General features: G+C 40.4%; 12 protein-coding genes and 3 tRNA genes. All 15 read right to left on the bottom strand.

The annotated features are described in order from the left end of the window. Nucleotides 1-565 precede the first annotated feature (565 nt). The 15 genes from AC2SLN_RS00925 to rpoB all read right to left on the bottom strand — a co-directional run bounded on the left by AC2SLN_RS00925 (nt 566) and on the right by rpoB (nt 23203). Nucleotides 566-1402, bottom strand: coding sequence for a ComF family protein (locus AC2SLN_RS00925; protein ID WP_486550589.1), 837 nt, complete (start codon nt 1400-1402; stop codon nt 566-568). Then, the gene (locus AC2SLN_RS00920; RefSeq protein WP_486550591.1) at nt 1387-2724 is read right to left on the bottom strand and encodes a phospholipase A; all 1338 of its coding nucleotides are present in this window, start codon (nt 2722-2724) and stop codon (nt 1387-1389) included. Before AC2SLN_RS00920 ends, AC2SLN_RS00925 begins: the two co-directional genes overlap by 16 nt. Before the next feature lie 201 nt (nt 2725-2925). Beyond that, nucleotides 2926-3525, bottom strand: a complete 600-nt coding sequence (locus AC2SLN_RS00915; RefSeq protein WP_486550593.1) for a DUF3465 domain-containing protein — start codon at nt 3523-3525, stop codon at nt 2926-2928. 354 nt (nt 3526-3879) lie between these two features. Continuing rightward, nucleotides 3880-6273 (bottom strand): protein-disulfide reductase DsbD family protein, encoded by a 2394-nt coding sequence (locus AC2SLN_RS00910; protein ID WP_486550594.1) that lies wholly within the window; start codon nt 6271-6273, stop codon nt 3880-3882. 291 nt (nt 6274-6564) lie between these two features. Further along, a complete protein-coding gene (gene gspG, locus AC2SLN_RS00905; RefSeq protein ID WP_486550596.1) occupies nt 6565-7011 on the bottom strand; it encodes a type II secretion system major pseudopilin GspG in 447 nt (148 codons plus the stop codon). A 133-nt stretch (nt 7012-7144) separates the two neighbouring features. Further along, a complete protein-coding gene (gene gspF / locus AC2SLN_RS00900; RefSeq protein WP_486550598.1) occupies nt 7145-8350 on the bottom strand; it encodes a type II secretion system inner membrane protein GspF in 1206 nt (401 codons plus the stop codon). Nucleotides 8351-8515: 165 nt separating this feature from the next. Then, the gene (locus tag AC2SLN_RS00895; RefSeq protein WP_486550600.1) at nt 8516-9514 is read right to left on the bottom strand and encodes a hypothetical protein; all 999 of its coding nucleotides are present in this window, start codon (nt 9512-9514) and stop codon (nt 8516-8518) included. Nucleotides 9515-9751: 237 nt separating this feature from the next. After that, nucleotides 9752-9827 (bottom strand) — tRNA-His (locus tag AC2SLN_RS00890). Nucleotides 9828-9899: 72 nt separating this feature from the next. Beyond that, a tRNA-Arg gene (locus tag AC2SLN_RS00885) sits at nt 9900-9976 on the bottom strand. 123 nt (nt 9977-10099) lie between these two features. Next, nucleotides 10100-10176: transfer RNA gene (locus AC2SLN_RS00880), tRNA-Pro, on the bottom strand. 148 nt (nt 10177-10324) lie between these two features. Continuing rightward, a complete protein-coding gene (locus tag AC2SLN_RS00875; RefSeq protein WP_486550602.1) occupies nt 10325-11824 on the bottom strand; it encodes a 5-methylcytosine restriction system specificity protein McrC in 1500 nt (499 codons plus the stop codon). A 103-nt stretch (nt 11825-11927) separates the two neighbouring features. Further along, nucleotides 11928-13376, bottom strand: a complete 1449-nt coding sequence (locus tag AC2SLN_RS00870) for an McrB family protein (protein ID WP_486550604.1) — start codon at nt 13374-13376, stop codon at nt 11928-11930. Between the two features lie 254 nt (nt 13377-13630). After that, nucleotides 13631-14140, bottom strand: a complete 510-nt coding sequence (locus tag AC2SLN_RS00865) for a DUF6586 family protein (RefSeq protein ID WP_486531801.1) — start codon at nt 14138-14140, stop codon at nt 13631-13633. Between the two features lie 514 nt (nt 14141-14654). Further along, nucleotides 14655-18884: a DNA-directed RNA polymerase subunit beta' gene (gene rpoC / locus AC2SLN_RS00860; RefSeq protein ID WP_486550606.1), complete on the bottom strand. Its 4230-nt coding sequence runs from the start codon at nt 18882-18884 to the stop codon at nt 14655-14657. Nucleotides 18885-19084: 200 nt separating this feature from the next. Beyond that, complete coding sequence (rpoB, locus tag AC2SLN_RS00855; protein WP_486550607.1) at nt 19085-23203, bottom strand: DNA-directed RNA polymerase subunit beta; 4119 nt, start codon at nt 23201-23203, stop codon at nt 19085-19087. Nucleotides 23204-23428: the final 225 nt, after the last annotated feature.

The following is a 23428-nucleotide window of genomic DNA, read 5'->3' as shown; positions in this document are numbered from 1 at the left end:
CCGCAACGTCTACAAATCATGAGGATTAATCGGTCACCCCTCATACAATAAAATAGCGCTTAAGTCAGTTAAAATGCCATCAGCACTGTGACTGACTGCTTTAATCCAGCTATATTATTTTGCAAAAAAGATAGGGGGTTCACTACTCATTTTACTCATAGACATACTATAAAAAACATATAATAAATTCTTTACTATAGAGCTTAACTCAAATGATTTTGCTACAAGACGACCGATCGCACATAGCACAAGTCGTCACTTCCATAGGGTATACAGGTTCTAAGACAGACTATAGTCAGCAAGATAAGTCATAACAAGGTAATAAACTGCAAAAATTATTCCACTAACGTCATTTAGTTCATACCTTATTCTAGACGTAAGCCTATTAACAATCTTGAGAGATACTTAAAACTTTAAAAAACCGCATGTCTATGTCTAGTCTGGACAATTAAGATATATTTTACGATCGTAAAATACCATTAAACCTTTCATTGAACTTCTATTGAACCTTCTATCAATCTATCAATCATAAACTAGGCCTATCATCAATAAATCTTGATGTCTGTTATATTGTTAAGCTTTGCCTATTTGCTAGGGCTATAGTATAAGCAGAAAGTTGCAACTGGCCATCAAAAGACTTAAGGCAAGCGGCAAGCGCTTTTAAGGTTGAGCCAGTAGTGAGGACGTCGTCAAATATAATGACATGTCTAACAAGTGGAGATTGCTCTATCTGAAACGCATCTTGAATGTTATGACGCCTCTCATTGCGACTAAGCCCTTGCTGACTAACGGCATTATCCACTCTACTAACGCCGTTCCAGAGAGGTATGCACCAATGCTTTGACAAATAATGTGCCAATATGGAAACTGGGTCGAATCCGCGGTGTCTGAGGCGCAGATTTGTCGTTGGCATAGGTAAAATAACGCTATTTTTGGCGTGGTGTCCCTGTGGCCTATGCAGCTGCCGTATGGCATGAACAAGAACAGGCAGCGCAGTGAGGTTTTCATTGTATTTAAACGCGATTATGGCCGCTTGCACATAACCTTGATAGAGAGTAGACGAGTGAAGGGTAATAGTTTGACTAATAGTTTCGATAGATAGCTTAGGTTCGGTAATTGGAATGGGATGATCGTGGACATTAGAGATGTCTAATAAAAAAACAGAGGATAACCATTCAGTGTCATTATGACAATCCTCACATAAAAGTGATGCGGAGTGTAGACACCTTAACTTAGATAGTTTTTTTGATAAGCCTATGTTTGGGTTAGTGTGTACTGCCGAAATAACCGCATCATTAGTTTGACAGAGGCAACATAGCTTTTGTAAATACTGCACCCGCCACATACCGAGCTGATAGTAAGCTGGCACTGTACTGTGCAGATTAATTAAAGCCCCTTCCAATCACTTAACGTCACACCCACACCTACTGACGTGGTCTCATCATTATAATCAACGATAGACTCGCCATAGCCATGGAAAATCTGCATAAACCCATTGACACTATCGGTAAGAGGATGGGAGTAATTTACCTCAACCCCTCCTTTTTGGGTATCAAAATTATAACGCCCTATCGCATTTATAACCTCTCTTTTACCCAAGTCATATGATAGTTGCAGCTCACCATGACCATAGTAATCGGTAATATCAGGATTATCACTAGGATTGGCATCAGATTCGTTTTTTATATGTGCCCAAATCTTAGGAACAACCGTTAGTTTGTCCCATTCCGCACCGCCCATTAAATAGATACGATTCCATGAGCGTGAAAGGGGATCAGATTGGCCATTAGAGTGATGAATAGCACCCACACCAAGCATTCTTAGCTTGCCATTAAAAGGTAAATCCGCTTTAACAGGTTGAGTTAAAAACACCTCTGGCATATAGTCTGTTGCTCTAAAGGGACGAGAATTGTCTTCGTTATAAACTTGCCAGTGCATCTGCTGTGTATAGCCAAACCATAAATCAGCATTGGTGTCGAATACATCTTCCATTATCTTACTTTTTAAAGATATTTGTGCTTTAAGTTCAAGCGGACGGTATTCGTTTCTAGAATATACATATGGATCTATCGATGGTGTGGTAGGATCGGCATCTAAAGTAGGGGTTACTGGTGCTCGATTGGGATCAAAATGTGCATATAGGGGCAATAAATACATTGGATTATGATTTCGTGCTGTCCATAGCCCATGCTCACTGTTTTTATCTAGATCATAAGCCAAACTCAATGGTGTGTATTTACTTATAGCATCTTGCGTTACCCCTACTTTAGCAAGTACTTTAGCTTCTGGACTCAGCGTTTTAATCGTGATTTTTGAGTCATCTTTCAGCCCATCGACAACTTTCGAATTAGATTCAAGTGTCTCATCAGCTAACACTGCTTGGGGTTTCCAGTCTATAAAGGTAGCTTGCAACGTTTTCGCTATATCAAGCGGCTTTTTTGCATTCCCTAAAGTCTTGTCTTGCCCAGTCGCTACCGCATCGTAACACGCTAATCGAGCCGAATCCTTTTGTAAAGCACCACACTCTAAAAACAAACTACTTGATGGCTGAGTATTGCTTTCTGAAACACTTGCATGGGCAGCGGACACGCCTAAAGCGGGAGCAGTAAAAACTGCCACGGTTATTGACGTTAATGGTAATAACTTTGAAGGTAATATCTTAAAAGGTACTACTTTAAAAGACGTTACGTTTAAAAAATGTTGTGAATGTTGCAAGGCTATCATACCTATTCCTGCTATAAGGTTGAATTAGATAAGTATACTATTAAAGTAAAGCGTGATAACGACCAAATAATTTGTAGTATGCTAACGGACTATACAATCCTAACTAACAATTGTTAAGATGGGAAGGCCATGGTAGCACAGCAAAGTTTGAAATATAATGACGAATTAAAGATGCCTATAATTAATGCTATAAAAAACCTATTACTGATAGCGCTGCCCATCCTTTTCGATCCAACCATTTTGGTGTCTAGCCGCGGGGTCGTGGTGTGTCCAATGTATAACACCCCCTTTAGGGTTAAACTCATACTCCCCATAAAATATGACACTATTGCCTTTTTGTAGGTTAGCAACTCTTGGCGCTAAGTCAATATTATGAGCAATAAGTATGGTCAGGTTTGGCTCAATATCATCTAGGCTTACAATAAAGCGTTGATGACGACTGCCCTTGTTATCATCCTCTAGCACAGCAATGACCGTACCACATCCCTTAACTTGAAGGTTAGACCGTTCTTCTGCAAAGGCATTAACGATAGCAACGTTATTACAAGCAACCGCGACACCCTCGTCTTGGCTAGTATCTATTTCTTCTTTGATAACGGTTTTTTTGATAGCAGAGCCGTTGACTATAGAATCATTGTCTGCGGCATCTATTTGTGCTGAGACAACCACATCAGATTTGTTTTCATCACAGCCGCAGATAATGAAACCCATAAACATCATAGCTGGCAAAAGTTTTTTACCTTTTCCAAAGAATAATCCCGTCTTTTCGCGCTTACTATACTGATTTTCTATTGCACTCATATTTTTGTACTCATATTTTTGTACTCAGACTGGTTTACTCTATTATTTTATGGGGCTTACGTTTTCGGAACTTAAATTTTTAGAATTTCAACAAGATTAAATAGAGATGCCAACCAGAAATTTTAAGCGCTTGCCCCTTAGCCTTCTAATGAGCTAGACGCAAACCTTACCCTATTGTTGACTCTTCCTATTTCTGACTCTTCCTGCATCTACTGTCATTGAGCTTGGCAAATATCAATCTAAAACTGTCTAGTGCCCAGCCTAACACCTAGATTACTAATAAGGCGGATTGAACACTAAAACCTTTTTAAACCCATTTAAACCCAAAAAATTTTGAGAATAGTTTTTGAATAACTACAAACTTGCTAAGGTTTGCTCAAACTCAGTGCGACCGATGGTACCTACTTGTTGCGCTTGTAACCTACCGTTAACAAAATAAAGTAGCGCAGGCGGACCAAACAAACGTAGTTCAGACAAAATGCGCTCTGAATTTGCAGTGGTGTCAGTGACATCAAGCTTAACCACTTGCCAGTTTTGAAGTGACGCAGGCCGATTAGTGAAAAGCGTTTTGTCCATGATACGACATTCAACACACCACTCAGCAGTCACATCAACCAATACCTTATCTTTTTGTTGAATAACAGGTATTAACTCATCTAAACTGGTCATGTACATATCAGTATTATTAATGGGTTGAGTCGCAGGCATCATCGTAGAGCCAAGACTGACGGTAGCATTTTTATTTTCAAGCTGATTGGTTTCAGCAAAGTTATTTTCAGGCACATTATTTTCAATGGGAGCGCTTTCAACCAGCACAGGCTTCGTTTTAAACATACTTAGCGGCTGCCACACATCATGGCTACCCATCGCTGCACCCACCAAAGATATGGCAGACCAAAACGCAAAAATCATGGCTATCGCCTTAGAAAGTATGATACCCCTTCCAGACCATCGCCAAGCCCAGCTAGCCACTACCATAAACCATAGCGCCCATAGCATTAGCATAATCGGACTAATGAGCACACGTTCAATGAGCAACAACGAAACTGCAAAAAGAAGCAACGCAAAGCCTTGTTTAATCCAATTCATCCATTCGCCTGCTTTCGGCATTAAATTGCCTTGACTAACCCCTAAAAGCATCAGTGGTGCTGAAAGGCCAAAACCTAGCATAAATAACGCCGCAAAACCGAGTAAAGGATTGCCAATAGTAGAGACAGCTAACAAAGCCCCAAACAACGGTGCAGAAACACAAGGAGAAACCACTAAAGCCGATAAAAATCCAGCAATGAAGCTACCAAATGTACTGCCTAGATGACGATCCCCTGCCCGACTGGCCGACTGCATTTTTTGTTTAAGGCTGTTGGAAACGGGTAAGCGAAAGATGTCCAACATGTATAACGCTAGCAACATAAATACTACGGCAAAAGCAACTAAGATTACTGGGTTTTGCAACCAACCTATAATACCTAAAGACTGTCCAAATATGGCAATAAGCGCACCCAGTATACCGTAGGCGATAGCAACGCCAAGTGCATAACTGCCACTCAACACTAAGCCTTTTTTTGCTGTTGGGGTATGCTGACGGGCGATAATATTACTCACAATAGGCAGCATAGGTAGCACACAGGGTGTGAATGCTAAGCCAAGCCCCGCTATAAATAGTAACCCTAGTGCCAACCAAGGGTGTTTAGCCAACCCAAACGGATCTTGATCTACCACACCACCTAAGTTTAATCCACCATCGTTTTGGCTAGACCCATTACTGATAGCACTTTGACCTACATTACCTTGGGGTGTAGAACTTTGGTCTAAAGAGCTAAGCGGTAAGTTTAGGTTTACAGCGCTTTGCTCAGTATTTAACAATGTCTCATCAGTGGCATTTATATCGTCATTAAATGCGTTGTTTACCGATGAGGGTACACTCTCCACACCAGCTGTAGTCTCTTCTGATAGCTCATTTACTTGATTATCTGAACCCAACATACCTTGCTCGGTAGGGGCACGGCTTGATTTGATATTAATGTTGTTGTTTTTATTGCTACTGAGCTGGTTTTTATCAGTTTGATTTGCTGTCCGAGTTTCAGTTTGTGATTCTATTTCAGAAGTTATTTGTTTGACTGGTTTTTTGGCTTCAGTATTTACCTGTTGTTTTGGGTTTGACGCAGTTTTTTTATCCACCTTAGTAGAGGTTGCTGCTGGCAAATTTATTGAAACCTTCTGTGTTTGTGGTGGGTAACAAAGCCCCGCCTTAGCACATCCTTGCCATGTTAGAGTAATGTCTTGCTGAATTGGATTTGCAGTTGTGTTGGTTAAAGTTGCCGTAGCTGTAACTTGATTTTGATCAAATACGGCAACCTTACCAAAATAGGGATCATCGATAGAATGTGTAGGTTTAGAGAACGTAAATGCACTGGCCGTTACCCCATCGGGTAGGCGTAACTTAAATTTATCTTTATATACATAATGTTCTGGCGTTATATCAATCGATACAGTTAACGTACTGCCCTGCTGGGTGGGGGCAATACTAAAAGCTTGATCTACTTTTAAAAACTCCTTTTTACCAGTATCTACCTGACTATTGTCAAATAAATCAGCTAAGCCAGCCGCATTAGCTTGTATAAAGCTGGTCATACTCAGCATAAGCACCATTAACAAAGCCATCATAGACTTCATAATTAAATTGCCAATATTTTTTTGGTTAGAGACATCATACTGATTGACGTTTTTAGTACTAAATATATCTTTCACTTATCACACCACACTAAATTTAATAACCGAATAAAAGCCATTGTAGCCGTTAAAACCATCATAACCATCAACATTAGGATAGTGAGGTAGAACAGGAGCACTGGCTGAAATTTAACTGGCTGAAATTTAAAAAGCACCGCTATCTATATCATTATAGATAGCGGCACTTAATAGCCGTACTGAATAATCAAGCTAAGTAGTTTAGCTGACCTTACAACTACCTGATAGGTATCTTTTGTTATAAATACTTACTAGTTTATCTATTTTATTCAGCTACTTATATAAGTCTGCTTACGGAGTTGCATAAATATCGGCATCCAAATCTTCACCACCCTGCTTACCATCGGCACCTAATGAAAATAAGTCGTACGGTCTGCCCTCAGTTCCGGGTGCGACATATTGCAAATCATTATCCCAACTATCTTGAGGGTATCCACCTTTGATATACCCTCCTTCAGGGTAGTTTTTAGCATCCGCTGGCGGTGTCACTAAGGCATCTAGACCTTGAGCCGTTGTTGGATAGCGTGAATTATCAACTCGATAGGAATCCAGGGAGTTCGATACCGTCGCTAAGATGGTTTTAGTGGTATCCACTCTTGCTTTATCACTTTGCCCGACTACACGAGGTACTACCAGACCCGCTAAAATGGCTAAAATAACAATGACAACCATAATTTCAATAAGCGTAAAGCCTTTTTGTTGATGGGTAGTCGCATTTTTTATAAAATTTTTATTCATAGTTTATTCTTCTTATCTGAAATTAACCAACGCGAAATTTGTGAAAAAATACTATCATAAATCAATCTTATTCGATAGCCTAACATGGTGTCTATCGACAGTAGCTCCCCTAGGGTAACTGATGGTAACCGACCTACTTAGCCAGATCGTTCATATTGACAATTGGCAGCATCACTGCCATGACAATAATCATCACAACCACTCCCATAAAAACCAGCATTAACGGTTCCAATAAAGCCAGCATCGTACTGATAAAGTTAGTAGCTTCTGCTTCTTGCATGTCAGCCGCACGCCCGAGCATATCTTCTAACTCGCCAGAATTTTCACCACTTTTAATCATTTGCACCATCATCGCAGGGAAATATGGCGACTGCTCCAGTTGACTCGACAAACTGGCGCCTTCAGTGACCTTTTCAGCTGCTGATCCAACCGCTTTTTTGATATGGCTATTAGTGATTACCGCAGCGCTAATTTGTAATGCTTCCACCAATGGCACACCGGAACGAACTAGAATAGATAAAGTGCTAGCAAAGCGGGCAGCATTTAAGCTTTTCGTTAATCGAGAAAAAATAGGCAGTTTTAACATTAAGCTATCAAAACTATGACGACCTAGCTCAGTCTTCACAAAGCGCAAACCCATGATAATAGCCAAAATTACAATCGCTATTATTAACCACCACCACTGCGTTATGATACCAGAAAGTCCCATAACCACTTGTGTAACCAGCGGTAGCGCTTGTTCAGATTGCTCAAAAACTTTTACAATTTTAGGCACAACGAAACTCATAAGCCCCATAATGACCACGAAGGCCATGACCATTAGGACAACTGGATAAATCATAGCACCCTGTATTTTCTTTTGCAGAGCAAAGCGATTCTCTGTGTAGTCGGCCAGTTGCTTCAAGATTAAGTCGAGGTGCCCTGATTTCTCGCCTGCAGCGACAGTCGCCGTATATAGGGTTGGGAAATTAGTCGCTTTCTCCAAAGCTCTTGCAAATCCATATCCCTCAAGCACTAATGAGCGCACTGATAACATAATGGATTTTACATGGTGTTTTTCGGTTTGCTTAGCAACGGATGCCAAGGCCTCCTCAAGTGGAATTGATGCAGCCAATAACACTGAAAGCTGACGGGTGATTAACGCTAGATCATATGCAGATATTTTTTTGGGCGACCGCTTTTTTTCACGAGTATTATTCTGCTCAACCACATCTACTTCGACAGGCAGTAAACCTTTTGCACGAAGATCCTGTCTAACTTGACGTGCCGAATCGCCTTGTAATACGCCTTTTTTAACCTTACCTAGAGTGTCTAAAGCTTTATAGTTATATGCGGGCATAGCAACCTTAAAATAGCCACCTTAGAAAAACAACCTAAAAAGGTGACAAAATTAGAAGACAATAACATTAAAAAATAAATGAACAGATCAATTCTAATGACTGACCTGAAAATAATCTAAGTTAGATTTAACCTATTCATCATATCTCTATTAATTAGGGCTTTCTTAATCATAATTAGAATGGGTCGGCATATCTGGCATCAAACCGCCAGTTAGTAACGCATCTAAATGAGATATCTGTTGTTTTTTATCAAACTCATTTACTTCAGCGATTAGCATTTTCTCAACCTGCTTGTCCAATCTATACATACTAAGTCTGGCACTGAATATAGCAAGTTGGTAAATACGCCGTTTACAATGCACATCGAGCCCTTGTAACAAACGTACCATTTTTGCCGTATCAAGTGTCGCATAATCATAATCAGCTACTGCACTTTTGGGTAGGGGTGTAACACTGTAAGAGATGGATAAATGTGCCAAATAATAACAGCTAAACAAATAACCCAATACATGTCCAATAAAATATGCACGGTCATAAGTATAGCTCATGACCCCAAAGTGTCCCAATATATAACTATTCAAACTACTTTGATCAGCTACGCTACTTGTATCACGTAACCGCCCTACCGTGGGAAACTTCAGATGATTTTTATTACCAGAAGTAAATTGCCAACCTATCGGCTGTTGTGCTGGCATACGCCGTACAATATCGACAATTAAGTCGTCGACAACGTGTAGCTGTTGCCACATAGTTTCAGTTTTTGCTAAATCTAAAATACCACGCTGATCTAATGAACGGACAATTTGAAAACTCTTATACTCAATAAGTTGAGCCTTTAACTCTTGCATCAAGTAAGTGGGTCTAATCGAAGGCTTAGCAGTATAAAAAAACTTGGCACGGGCTTGCTGCCTATTATATAGGGCAACTCTCTGTTTATTTACCTTTGCAATTTCAGCACTATTGACGAGATTATTAACCGGTAATGGCTCACAATGATATAATGCCAGCAGCTCTTCTTTGGTTGTAGGAGGTAGATCAAACTTAATCTCAGTTGTCGTGTTATCCTCCTCTTTGTCTTCAGTTTCAGGAAGGCTCATATCGGCTTTAGCCATTTTAGTTATTGGCAATTTATTTTTGACAATCGTAATTGTTGGCTTTCCCATGATGTCCACTCAAATTTATCTACGATATTACCTCTATAATAACATTTATAAAAAAACTCCACCCTATAACTTTTGCATTACTAACACATAAACACACAAAAGCCCTGAACAGAGGATCAGGGCTAAAATTCTTTTTAGAAATTTACGTGGAAATAATTTAATTTACTATCTAAGCGTTAAGAGACTAGAAATTGAATCACTACATGTGAAGTCGCTAGAATTTAATACTTTAAAATGTGGGGCGACTGATGGGACTTGAACCCACGACAACCGAGATCACAACCCGGGGCTCTACCAACTGAGCTACAGCCGCCATATTCAATACAATAGGTGTATCGAGAGTGCGTAGTATCGCTATTACCGCTTTTAATTTAACAGGCTAACGTGGTGCGCCTGGCAGGATTCGAACCTGCGACCACCTGCTTAGAAGGCAGATGCTCTATCCAACTGAGCTACAGGCGCTCATAGAGCTGACATTAACCTTGATAGTATACTATAACTTAAGAAAAGTATAATAAACCATAGTTCGGGTAAAATGTCTTATTTAATGCATAAAAAAAAGCCTGTAAGGCTCTATAAAAAAAGTGGTCGGAGTGATAGGATTCGAACCTACGACCCTCTGGTCCCAAACCAGATGCGCTACCAAACTGCGCCACACTCCGATATCTTTTCTTTTTTCGTATCAATGAAACTGCCCACTAACTTGTGGATTGCGTCACTGCTAACGAGGTGCATATAATAAGCCCAAGTCGTATTTCTGTCAACACCTTTTTTAAATATAAAATCAAACACACACTCAACAGTGTATTATCACTCAGTATCTTCAATGTCTCTTCGGCTCAAATTAAATGGTATAGCAGACATTTTCTTATCAGGAGCTCCTCCTGATACCTCTATTCTTTTATTAAAACCCAAAGTCATCGGAAAAACCAACCACGCATTTTCAGCGTTTAAATGGTTTTGATATACAAAAAGCTGATGCCAGTCAGAACCGTTGATGTCTTGAACTTTATTAATACTTTTATACTTAATATCTATTACATGCGTGACCTGCCCAGTGGCTGATTTTATATAGGCATCAGGGTTCAGTTTTTGAATCACTGTATTGTGGTTTGCTTCTACACTATCTGATGTTTTTCGCGTCGCATGCAGCAACCAATTAAAACTTGGTTGAACAATTAACTGACATCCAGCCATATTTTTGGTAACCCAACCTTCTAGCCTACTGAGCACCCAAGCTTCAAACGCATGATTCATATTAATCATGAGTGCTGGATAAGGAAGAGTTTGTGAGATATTTTCGGATGGATTAGACATTCGCCAATTCGATAGAGGCGCTGATAAATTACTTAGTATCCACCAACACCATGCCAAAGCTTCAGTGAGCACGTTTAACTGTACAGGGTTAAACTGGTCTCGCCAGATTTTTTTACTTCTTTGTAAAGCCTGATAACTCATTTGCCAGCGATTTATTGGCAACGTTTTAATACCACTAAACACATTGTTTTTGCTCTGTGTTACCTTAGTATCGTTTAAGCACTGCAGTTGCTGCCAACCCGTTGCTAAAAAACGTTTAAGCCGATCATCATCCTCGAAAAATGCTTGCTCGCTATAAAGATAATGAGGGCGATGCCAATTAGATTTGAACTGCTCACTTAGGTTTAACTTACCTCTGGCTTGAGGATGATTTTGCGAGCGTGTATGATACTTATTAGGTAGTATATTTTCTGCAGCAGCAATTTTTTCACAGGCAGTATTAAGCAGCCACTCATACCATGGGTCACTGTTATTAATACCCGTATTATGGGTAGTAGATATGTTGTCTAGCGGTAGATGCAATAAGTGAGTAAATGAACTATCAAAATTATGAGACTTATTAATAGCCGCAGATAAATCTATCGCAGGTATGATTTTTTGCAAATTATACTGGGCAATATCAGCAAGCATATTCCCTACCCACTCCCTAGCAAACTGTATTTCTTTTTGCTCACTATTTACCCGTATAGAGTGGATATTGGATTGCTTTGACGCTTGTGTGTTAATTAAAACGCTTTGAGTTGCGAATATCGCATTCGCACAAATGGCTTTAACTTTAGGCAGTATTTCAATAGTAGCACCACTTGGTAATAAGATTTTGGCTAAGTAATGCCTTACCTGTAAATAAGTTTTACCTTGTTTAACACCTACGTTGAAACAAGGTAATTCATGTTCAATCAGGTACTCAAAATCCTGCTGATGTAAAAATACATCTCTACTTAAGCGTTGATGTTCAAAACAGGTAATGACCTGTGCTAAATGGGTGTTTTTCAAGCCATAATACCTATTTACATAATTTATTTACATAGCCTGTTACTTAAGTTTAAACGTATATAAACCTACTTGAATGGTCGCTATTATTGAATAATCAGGATGTTCATGACAACTTATACATTTGATGATAAGGTTGAGCACTTAAAAATACATTAGCTGAACCGTTTATTTCCAGATCATCAAAGTCGCTATCTACTTCACTATTGGCAGCCTTTATGAATGCAGGTGTAAACGTCACTTGACCATTATTTTGAGGCGCATGTTGCTTATTAAAGCCATCGTCACTAAAGGTCGGTTTTGTATATCGTTTCAATACACACCCTTCGATGATATGATTATCGTCTACTTCTCCATACAATACTTGCTTTAGCAATGATTCAGTTTGAAATGGCGCGGCGATTTGCTTAATGTGATGCATTATTTGCGGAATGACTTGCCTGTACAATCGTCTTGCTAACTCAGCAATATCCGTTATACCCATAAAGTAAGAGTGTCCTAACTGAGCGTCGTCGCCTACTATAACCGCTATACGTTGATTAAATACGTCCAGCAATTTAGCCACATCAATTTCTACGCCCTGAATATCGCTTACTACACCCACTAATGAGCTATCGGGCTGGCAGGTAACAAACTCAAAGCGACGCCTAAATGCCGTATCAAGCGCAGCTAACGAGTGATCCTGAGTGTTCATAGTGGCATAGATATCAACATTATTAGGCACACTAAATTGACGACCAGAGTAAGCCAATCGCACACTCATTGGTGTGATACTGCCTGATCGCTTTGAAGGTTCAATAACACTCATCAGTTCACCAAAGACTTGCGCCGTATTTGCTCGATTTATTTCATCAATTAACATTGCATAACGGTGTTCTGGGTCAGCAACAGCTTTATCACAAAGTGCGACAAATGCCCCATTTTGTATGTCGTACTGCATCTGCCCAGTTTGCGAGTTAATGCGCGGTCTAATCCCTTCTACAAACTCATCATATCCATATGACTGATGAAAGCTAACCATGCAGCTACGAATGACTTTGTGTGACTGTTGCATTTGATAGGAGCTGTTATCACGATACAAAGCAATATGGTCAGCAAGCCGCTGTTGTAAATTCTTTTTAACTTCGTCGAGGATATACCAGTGGCTAGAAGATGTTTTGTCAAAATAATAATTTGCAGAACGTTGTGTGTAATTGACCGTTTTTGATTCAGGGTGCGCATGTATATTCAGTTGCACCCAGAGCGTTTGATTAATATTCTCATGACGATTGGTAGCCACCATTTTATCTTTAATAAGCGGATGACGCACCATTTCAGGCACCGTCATCATCCTATCTTCCAATAGTAAAACAGCACATACTACATCGCACCAACTAAGATGCTGGATTTGCTGTACCCGCCACTCAGCCCATGATGAATCAATGACTTCATCATAAAGTTGTTGAATAGCAAGAAGCCGATGGGTTTTACCTGTTCCTGCTACGCCAGTAAAAATTAAATTTGTTGGCTCAGTAGGTAGGGTAAAGATGGGGTGTTTTAATAACTGATTATTCAAAATAGCCCTTGATCTCATTATTTTGTGACGCTGTATTTAATAAGCCATATTCATAAAATTTCAACCTTGCGATTGAGTTGGGGCGCGTTCTCACTTACAGTCACTTAGATGTTATAGTCTAAAAAGATCTATATTCCCATCAAAATGTGTCTGATTTCCAGCTAATATATCTATATACTCTTCGAAATCATTCGTGTTTGACGACAATCTGTTCTATTTTTAGCTTAATAATGTAAATGAAGACATACCCTAGTTTAGTACTCAACCATACCGCCCCGCATTTCATCAATGAGTGACATAAACTCGCGTCGCCACTCTCTAATAGTATAGTCATCAGGTAGCCATTGATTTGATAACGTCACAACATTGACAATCAAATCCTGACTTGAGGGTTCGATAGAAACAGTGTCTGGAGACGGGGCATACTGGCAACGCTGATATGCCTTTAAAATATTAGCCAACACGCCTGACTCAACTGACTGCTTTAAACGTTGTATCTCTGGAGATACTAACGTCTTTTTAGATAAAGCCTGCTCAATATATTCAGCCGTTGGCTGGGTAGTATCAAGGGCATAAAAATGTGCTAACTCTTGCAAAAATGCTAAATAAGCGCCTTGCAAATGGTAGATAGCAGTCTCACAATAGGCCTGATAATACTGTTTATCGGTGGTTTCACCCGCCTGTTTACAGGCAATTCGACAAAAATAAAACTTTTGATTAGTGCGATCTGCTTGATAGCGAGCTACGCGCCCTTTGTCTGCCATAAACCCCTCTTTACTGCTAATATAGTGATGAGCTTCTATTCTATTATGATATCGATATAGTCTTGACTTGCCTAGTTGTACTTGCTTACTTACTCTAATAAGATAGCTCATATATACACTGAGTTACCTTATCCAGTATTACCATATATAGCGTTATCTTATATAGTCAAAGTAATTTTAATCGATTGTCGTCTGGCTTTTTATTCAACTGTGCTATAGTCAGCGAACTACTAAATGGTTACGGCGTTAACCTCGTTAAGTCTACTCCAGTAGTACTTGCACTCGGTTGCCTTGTAACCATTTTAGACTTCTTTGACTATATCTGCTTTTGACGGTATTGTAATCATTTTAGACGATGTCGAATCTCGTATTTTGTTATTAACATTTGTGTTGTTCAATGTACCATAAAAAAAGAAATACTATTATAAACTTGCTGAAAAATTCCATCAAAAAAGCCAGCTTAAAGCTGGCTTTTTATGTTTAACAAAAATATTACCTAGATAATCAGAACATATTACTGACCTGGTTTGTCTTGACTCAACTCTTGAGCAAAGGCTTCATCAAAGCTTCTAAAGTCTTGAGCAGATGAACTTGCATCAACATCAAAAGCAGCATCTAAAGCACTATCAACGTCGTAAACAGGTTTACCTTCTTTCTCAAGTTTACGCGCATTATGATATGCAAGACCAGTACCGGCAGGAATTAAACGGCCTACCACGACGTTCTCTTTGAGGCCACGTAGTTCATCTACTTTACCAGTAACTGCAGCCGCTGTTAGCACACGTGTTGTTTCTTGGAAAGAAGCGGCTGAGATAAAGCTCTCTGTAGCCAAGCTTGCTTTTGTAATACCCAACAATTGACGCTCAAACTTAACTGGGAACTTATCATCTGCAATAAGCTGCTCATTAAGTGCTTTAACATCAGCGTATTCAACTTGATCACCTTTGAAGTAGTTTGAATCACCTGCATCAGTTACTTCAACTTTACGCAGCATCTGACGGATAATGACTTCAATGTGCTTATCATTGATTTTAACGCCCTGCAAGCGGTAAACATCTTGCACTTCGTTAACGATATAGTTTGCGAGAGCAGTTTCACCTTGCAAACGCAAAATGTCATGCGGATTTAATGGACCATCCGCAATCACTTCGCCACGGGCAACGGTTTCGTTTTCAAATACGTTAATTTGACGCCATTTTGGAATCAACTCTTCGTGAATCTCGCCCTCATCATTGGTAATGATAAAGCGGTTTTTACCCTTGGTCGCTGTACCAAAGCTAACCACCCCTGACATCTCTGCCATGATGGCATGATCTTTAGGACGACGTGCTTCAAATAAGTCAGCAACCCGTGGCAGACCACCAGTAATGTCTTTAGTACCCGAAGTGGCTTGTGGCACACGGCCAAGGATCGAACCTGCCGTTACATCTTCGCCATCTGAAACACGAATGATAGTTTCTGCAGGTAAGAAATAAACCACCTCTTTACCTTCAGTCGTATCTAGAATAATCGCTGGACGTAAATCTTTAGCGCTAGTTTGTCTATCTTTTGCGCCTAAAATCTCAAATGAACTCATGCCAGTAGCATCATCAATTTTAACGGTTGCAGTCACGCCATCAGTGATATCACTGAAACGTGCTTTACCAGCAAATTCTGTGATAATTGGGTGAGTATGTGGATCCCATTTAGCAATAGATTGACCTGCTTCAACCGTATCGCCATCTTTTAAAAGTACGCTAGAACCGTAAGGTACTTTATAACGCTCACGCTCACGGCCTACATCATCAGCAACACCGATCTCAGCTGAACGAGAGACGATAACTAAATGGCCATCCACGTGTTCTACAGTCTTCATGTTATGGAAACGAACCGTACCTGCGTTACGTACGGCAATACTGTTATCTACAGAAGTTGAACTTGCTGCACCACCTACGTGGAAGGTACGCATGGTTAACTGGGTACCAGGCTCACCGATTGATTGAGCCGCCATGACACCAACAGATTCGCCAATATTTACTTTATGACCCCGTGCAAGGTCACGTCCATAACATTGTGAACACACACCATGCGGCACATCACAAGTAATGACTGAACGTACCCATACTTCATCAATACCATTACTGTCAATAACCGTGACGCCATGCTCATCGATTAGCTTACCAGCAGGTAACAGGACTTCATTTTCACTATTTACCACATCACGTGCTACCACACGACCAAGCACTCGATCACCTAGTTTTTCAATGATCTCGCCACCTTGGATATGCGGTATCATGCGGACGCCTTTCTCAGTACCACAATCATCTTCAGTGATTACTAAATCTTGCGCAACGTCAACTAGACGACGTGTTAAATAACCCGAGTTAGCCGTTTTAAGGGCAGTATCCGCCAAACCTTTACGTGCACCGTGAGTGGAGATGAAGTACTGTAGTACGGTTAAGCCTTCACGGAAGTTTGCTTTAATTGGTGTTTCGATGATCGAGCCATCTGGCTTAGCCATCAGTCCTCGCATACCAGCAAGCTGTCGAATCTGTGCCGCACTACCACGCGCACCAGAATCTGACATGATAAAGATAGAGTTAAACGATTTCTGTTCTTCTTCTTCACCTTGAGCATTAACAACGATATCAGTAGATAAATTATCCATCATCGCTTTAGCAACTTTATCATTGGTGCGCGACCAGATATCAACGACTTTGTTATAGCGCTCACCTGCCGTTACGAAGCCTTGTTCAAACTGTTGCTCAATTTCACGTACTTCAGCATCGGCTGCTTCAAGTAGTTCTTTCTTCATCGGTGGGATAACCATATCTTCGATACCGATAGACACACCCGATAGAGTTGCTTGGGCAAAACCTAGGTACATTAATTGGTCAGCAAAGATAACGCTGTCTTTTACCCCACGTGTACGGTAGCAAGAATTCATTAGTTTTGAGATGTTCTTTTTGGTCATCTCAACGTTACACTCTTCAAACTTCATACCTTTTGGCATGATGTTCCAAATTAGCAAACGACCAGCAACCGTGTCTTTCAATGACGTTTTCTCAGTTGCTTCGCCTTCTGGATCGATGACTGTTTCAGTCACACGTACTTTAATCTTAGCGTTAACATGCAGGTCATTTGAACCAATCGCTCGCAGGGCTTCATTGACCGTAGCGAAAATCATGCCTTCGCCTTTTGCATTCACTGATGAACGGCTAATGTAGTAAAGCCCCAACACAACGTCTTGCGACGGAACAATAATCGGATCACCGTTAGCAGGTGATAAGATGTTGTTCGTCGACATCATAAGTACACGGGCTTCTAACTGCGCTTCTAGTGTCAACGGCACATGTACTGCCATTTGGTCACCGTCGAAGTCAGCGTTGAATGCGGTACATACTAGAGGATGCAGCTGAATCGCTTTACCTTCAATAAGTACTGGCTCAAATGCTTGCAAACCAAGCCTATGCAGCGTTGGTGCTCGGTTAAGCATAACAGGATGCTCGCGGATAACCATCGCCAGCATATCCCAAACTTGTGGCTCTTCACGCTCAACCATCTTCTTGGCTTGTTTAATGGTTGTCGCCATACCGTGTGATAACAGTTTTGAATAAGTAAATGGTTTGAATAGTTCAAGTGCCATTTTCTTAGGCAGACCACACTGATGCAAACGAAGAGTTGGACCAACAACAATGACTGAACGGCCTGAGTAATCAACACGCTTACCCAATAAGTTCTGACGGAAACGACCTTGCTTACCTTTAATCATGTCAGCAAGAGATTTTAATGGACGCTTATTACTGCCTGTAATGGCACGACCACGACGGCCGTTATCAAGCAGTGCATCAACCGACTCTTGAAGCATACGCTTTTCGTTACGTACGATAATATCTGGTGCATTAAGCTCCAATAGGCGTTTTAAACGATTATTACGGTTGATAACACGACGATATAAATCATTTAAGTCAGACGTCGCAAAACGACCCCCTTCAAGTGGTACAAGCGGACGTAAATCTGGTGGTAGAACAGGTAGAATTGACATTACCATCCACTCAGGCTTGTTATTAGAGTCACGGAATGCTTCTAATAGTTTAAGACGCTTAGACATCTTCTTAAGCTTAGTTTCAGAGCCAGTTTGTGGAATGGTTTCACGTAGCTCATCTATCTCAAGATCAATATCAATATCTTTTAATAAGTCTTGTACAGCTTCAGCACCCATTTTAGCGATGAATTCATCACCAAACTCTTCTAGCGCTTTATAGTAATCCTCATCATCAAGCAATTGATATTTCTCAAGTGAGGTCATACCAGGATCAGTTACTACATAGCTTTCAAAATACAATACACGTTCAATATCGCGTAAGGTCATGTCTAATAACAAACCAATACGGCTTGGTAATGACTTTAAGAACCAAATATGAGCCACTGGACTAGCTAGATCAATATGACCCATACGGTCACGACGGACTTTAGCCGTGGTCACTTCTACGCCACATTTCTCACAGATGACGCCTTGGAATTTACGACGCTTATATTTACCACACAAGCACTCGAAATCTTTTACTGGGCCGAATATTTTGGCACAAAAAAGACCGTCACGCTCAGGCTTAAATGTACGATAGTTTATGGTTTCCGGTTTTTTTACTTCGCCATGTGACCATGATTTGATGGTCTCTGGAGACGCTAATGAAATTTGAATGCTGTCAAATTCACGTTTGCCGTTGTCGGCAGGGCTTTTCATAATATCGAGTAAATCTTTCAAGTTGCTTCTCCGTTATATTTGTTCACGGCTTAAGTCACAATCAACACTATCTGAATTTTAATGTTTTTTGGCACTAACACCGTTTGAAGGCAATGAATGTGTTGAGTTAAAGGCTTATTAGAGTTTAGATCTTAAACTCTTAATAAACGAATCAAGCGTAGAGATGAGACAACTATCCTCTCACCTCTACTTTAGCTAGATTAGCTGTTGTCTTTTAACTCAATATTAATACCCAGTGACTTAATTTCTTTAGTCAATACATTGAATGACTCCGGCATACCTGGATCCATGTATTGTTCACCATCAACGATGTTTTTATACATACGAGTACGACCTTCAACATCGTCAGACTTCACGGTTAACATTTCTTGCAGGGTGTAGGTTGCACCGTATGCTTCCAATGCCCAGACTTCCATCTCACCGAAGCGCTGACCACCAAATTGTGCTTTACCACCTAATGGCTGTTGCGTTACTAAAGAATATGACCCTGTTGAACGCGCATGCATTTTGTCATCCACTAAATGGTTTAGTTTTAACATGTACATGTAACCTACCGTAACAGGTCTATCAAACTGCACACCTGTACGACCATCATATAAAATCTGCTGTCCAGATTTGTTAAATCCAGCAAGCTCTAATAGTTGATCAATTTGCGACTCATGAGCACCATCAAATACTGCTGTGCCCATTGGTACACCAGCACGTAAATTTTCTGCTAATGCCATGATGTCTTCATCAGACAAACTGTCTAAGTCAACTTGTTCACCGCCAACTTGGTTATAAATCTTATCCAAGAATTCACGTAGTTCAGAAACAGCAGCTTGAGCTTTAATCATACTGTTAATTTTATCACCAAGCCCTTTAGCAGCCATACCTAAATGTGTCTCCAGAACCTGACCAATGTTCATACGAGACGGAACCCCTAATGGATTTAGAACAATATCAACGGGGTTACCATTTTCATCATAGGGCATATCTTCAACTGGCATAATACGAGAGACGACACCTTTGTTACCATGACGACCTGCCATCTTATCACCAGGCTGGATGTGACGCTTAACTGCTAAATAGACCTTAACAATTTTTTGAACGCCGTGTGCTAAATCATCGCCTGACGTCAATTTGCGTTTTTGTTCAGCAAATTTAGAGTCGATGTCTTTTTGCTTATCCGTTAAGAATTCAGCAATTTGAGTTAAACGCTCCGCAATTTCTTCTTCGACTGGCTGAATATCTAGCAATGTTTCAAGAGACATTTCATTTAACTCAGATGCAGCCATAGTGGTGCCAGATTTTAGCCCTGCACCACCACTTATAGTTTGTCCATCAAGCAATGTACTGATACGACTACGAGCCGCTTCTTCAAAGATACGTAGCTCTTCTTTTAAATCTTTACGATAGTTATCAAGCTGAGACTTCTCAATGGCACGAGCACGAACGTCTTTTTCCACCCCATCACGGGTATAAACTTGCACGTCAATAACCGTACCTTTAGTTGATGAAGGAACGCGCAAAGAGGTATCTTTTACATCGGCTGCTTTTTCGCCAAAGATGGCTCTCAGGAGTTTTTCTTCAGGTGTCAGTTGCGTTTCACCTTTTGGCGTTACTTTACCCACCAAGATATCACCTGCATCTACCTCCGCACCAATGTAGACAATACCTGCTTCATCTAGACTAGATAAGGCGGCCTCACCAACATTTGGAATATCTGCTGTAATCTCTTCAGTACCAAGCTTAGTATCACGTGCAACACACGTTAATTCTTGAATATGAATGGTAGTAAAACGGTCTTCTTTAACCACACGTTCAGATAGTAAAATTGAATCCTCAAAGTTATATCCGTTCCATGGCATAAATGCCACACGCATGTTCTGTCCAAGTGCCAATTCACCTAAATCAGTCGAAGGACCATCCGCTAGTATGTCTCCTGTGGCAATTTCATCGCCTTGATTAACAATAATGCGCTGGTTAATGCAGGTGTTCTGGTTTGAACGTGTGTATTTAATTAAATTATAGATATCAATACCCGCCTCTCCAGCTTGCATCTCATCTTCATTCACACGAACGACAATACGTGAGGCATCAACATCTTCAATAACACCACCACGTTTGGCGATAACACAAACACCAGAATCACGAGCAACGTGACGCTCCATACCCGTACCCACTAATGGTTTATCCGCACGAAGTGTCGGAACGGCCTGACGTTGCATGTTAGAACCCATCAAAGCACGGTTAGCATCATCATGTTCTAGGAATGGGATTAAACTTGCAGCAATAGACACAACCTGACTTGGCGATACGTCCATATGTGTTACTTTATCGCTTGGCATACGTACCGATTCGCCACCACTACGTACCATTACCATTTCTTCAGACAATTCACCATTTTCATTCAATGCTGAGTCAGCCTGCGCGATAACCGTACCTACTTCTTCAATAGCAGATAAGTATTCAATATCATCAGTCACTTTACCATTAACTACTTTACGATATGGTGTCTCTAAAAAACCAAATTCGTTAGTTTTAGCAAAGGTTGCCAAAGAGTTAATCAAACCAATGTTTGGACCTTCAGGCGTTTCAATAGGACATACACGGCCATAGTGGGTATTGTGAACGTCACGAACTTCAAAACCTGCACGTTCGCGCGTCAAACCACCTGGACCAAGCGCAGAAATACGACGCTTATGGGTAATTTCAGACAATGGGTTGTTCTGATCCATAAACTGAGACAACTGGCTTGAACCAAAGAACTCTTTCACTGCGGCAGCAACTGGCTTAGAGTTAATCAAATCTTGTGGTGATAAGTTATCAGATTCGGCTGAGCTTAAACGTTCTTTAACTGCACGCTCTACACGTACAAGACCAACACGAAATTGGTTTTCAGCCATCTCGCCAACTGAACGAATACGACGGTTACCTAAATGATCAATATCATCCACTTCGCCGCGGCCATTACGGATCTCGATAAGCTCTTTTAAAACATCAATAATATCTTGCTTTGATAAGACGCTTTGTTCACGTTTGATATCTGGATCATCTGTATTTTCAAAAGGGCGGCCTAGGCGACGATTGAACTTCATACGACCAACGTTAGACAAGTCATAACGATCTGCATTAAAGAACATACTGTCGAACAACTTTTCGGCAGTTTCAATAGTCGGTGGCTCGCCTGGGCGCATCACTTTATAAATTTCGATTAGAGCTTGTTCACGGCTACCGGTACTATCAGCTCGTAAGGTATCTGCAATATAGGTACCTTGGTCAATGTCATTAGTAAATAGAATCTTAAACTCTTTCACAGAATTACTGGCTTCATAGCCACTTAATTTAACCAACAATTCATGGTCAATTAACGTATTCGCTTTAGCAACAACTTCATCGCCAACCACAATGTCTTCAGCCAGAATACGTTCATATAAATACTCATCAGGCACGGCAAGCTTGGTCATTCCCGCTTCTTCAATCTGACGAATACGGCGGGCATTAATGCGCTTACCTTGCTCAACTAACACGTTACCTTCAGGAGAAACGATGTCAAACTGAGCCATTTCGCCACGTAGACGATCTGCCACTAGATCAATCTCAAACTGCTCTTCACCTTTATAAACCGTCACTTTTTCAAAGAAAGTATCTAGGATTTCATCAGTTTCCATGCCTAAAGCACGTAAAATAATAGTACCCAATAGTTTACGACGACGGTCAATACGGGCAAATACTAAATCTTTAGCATCAAATTCAAAATCTAACCAAGAACCGCGATATGGAATGATACGCGCGTTATATAGTACTTTACCACTCGAATGCGATTTGCCTTTATCATGATCAAAGAAAACACCTGGTGAACGGTGCAACTGAGACACAATAACACGCTCAGTACCATTAATAATAAAGGTACCATTATTGGTCATCAATGGCATTTCGCCCATGTATACATTTTGCTCACGGATATCTTTAATAGCAGCTTTGCTGTTTTTATCCTTACTATCTTTATCTTTAATGACTAAACGAATTTTGACACGTAAAGGCGCCGCATAGGTAGAGCCACGAAGAATACATTCACGCTCGCTAAATTCAGGAGTACCTAAATAGTATTCAACAAACTGAAGCTCAGCATTATTGGAATTACTTTCAATCGGAAAAATAGAAGAAAACGCAGCTTGTAGGCCAGTGTTCTCACGAGCTTTAGGCTTTTTATTTTCCTGTAGAAATTGTTCATAGGAATCCACTTGAATTGCTAAAAGATATGGAATGTCCATGACATTTGGCAACTCGGCAAAACTTTTGCGAATACGTTTTTTTTCAGTATAGGAATATGCCATCGAGAGTCCTTACAGTAGACAGTAAAATAAAAGTGATTCAATTTGAGATTGAGCGATCACTAATCACAGACAAAATGTCTAGAATCATCAGATTGAACAGTGAGATTGACCTTTGCTAACACGCTGTTTTTTTTGTAACCCTACACTCAACTATTTCCAATACAGTCGCTTCTAAGCCCATTACAAACACTAAAAGCTAAATGGTTGAGTTGAAAGATTAATAAA

This window comes from Psychrobacter sp. CX90 (genome assembly GCF_057396305.2).
The sequence above is the reverse complement of the archived record's forward strand: the minus strand, read 5'-3'. Positions and strand labels throughout refer to the sequence as shown.

Bases quoted from the DNA above. Each gene is read 5' to 3' on its own strand.
- AC2SLN_RS00865 (WP_486531801.1), bottom strand. From the start codon at position 14,140: ATGGCAGACAAAGGGCGCGTAGCTCGCTATCAAGCAGATCGCACTAAT.
- gspG (WP_486550596.1), bottom strand. From the start codon at position 7,011: ATGAATAAAAATTTTATAAAAAATGCGACTACCCATCAACAAAAAGGC.
- gspF (WP_486550598.1), bottom strand. From the start codon at position 8,350: ATGCCCGCATATAACTATAAAGCTTTAGACACTCTAGGTAAGGTTAAA.
- AC2SLN_RS00920 (WP_486550591.1), bottom strand. From the start codon at position 2,724: ATGATAGCCTTGCAACATTCACAACATTTTTTAAACGTAACGTCTTTT.
- AC2SLN_RS00915 (WP_486550593.1), bottom strand. From the start codon at position 3,525: ATGAGTGCAATAGAAAATCAGTATAGTAAGCGCGAAAAGACGGGATTA.
- rpoB (WP_486550607.1), bottom strand. From the start codon at position 23,203: ATGGCATATTCCTATACTGAAAAAAAACGTATTCGCAAAAGTTTTGCC.
- AC2SLN_RS00895 (WP_486550600.1), bottom strand. From the start codon at position 9,514: ATGGGAAAGCCAACAATTACGATTGTCAAAAATAAATTGCCAATAACT.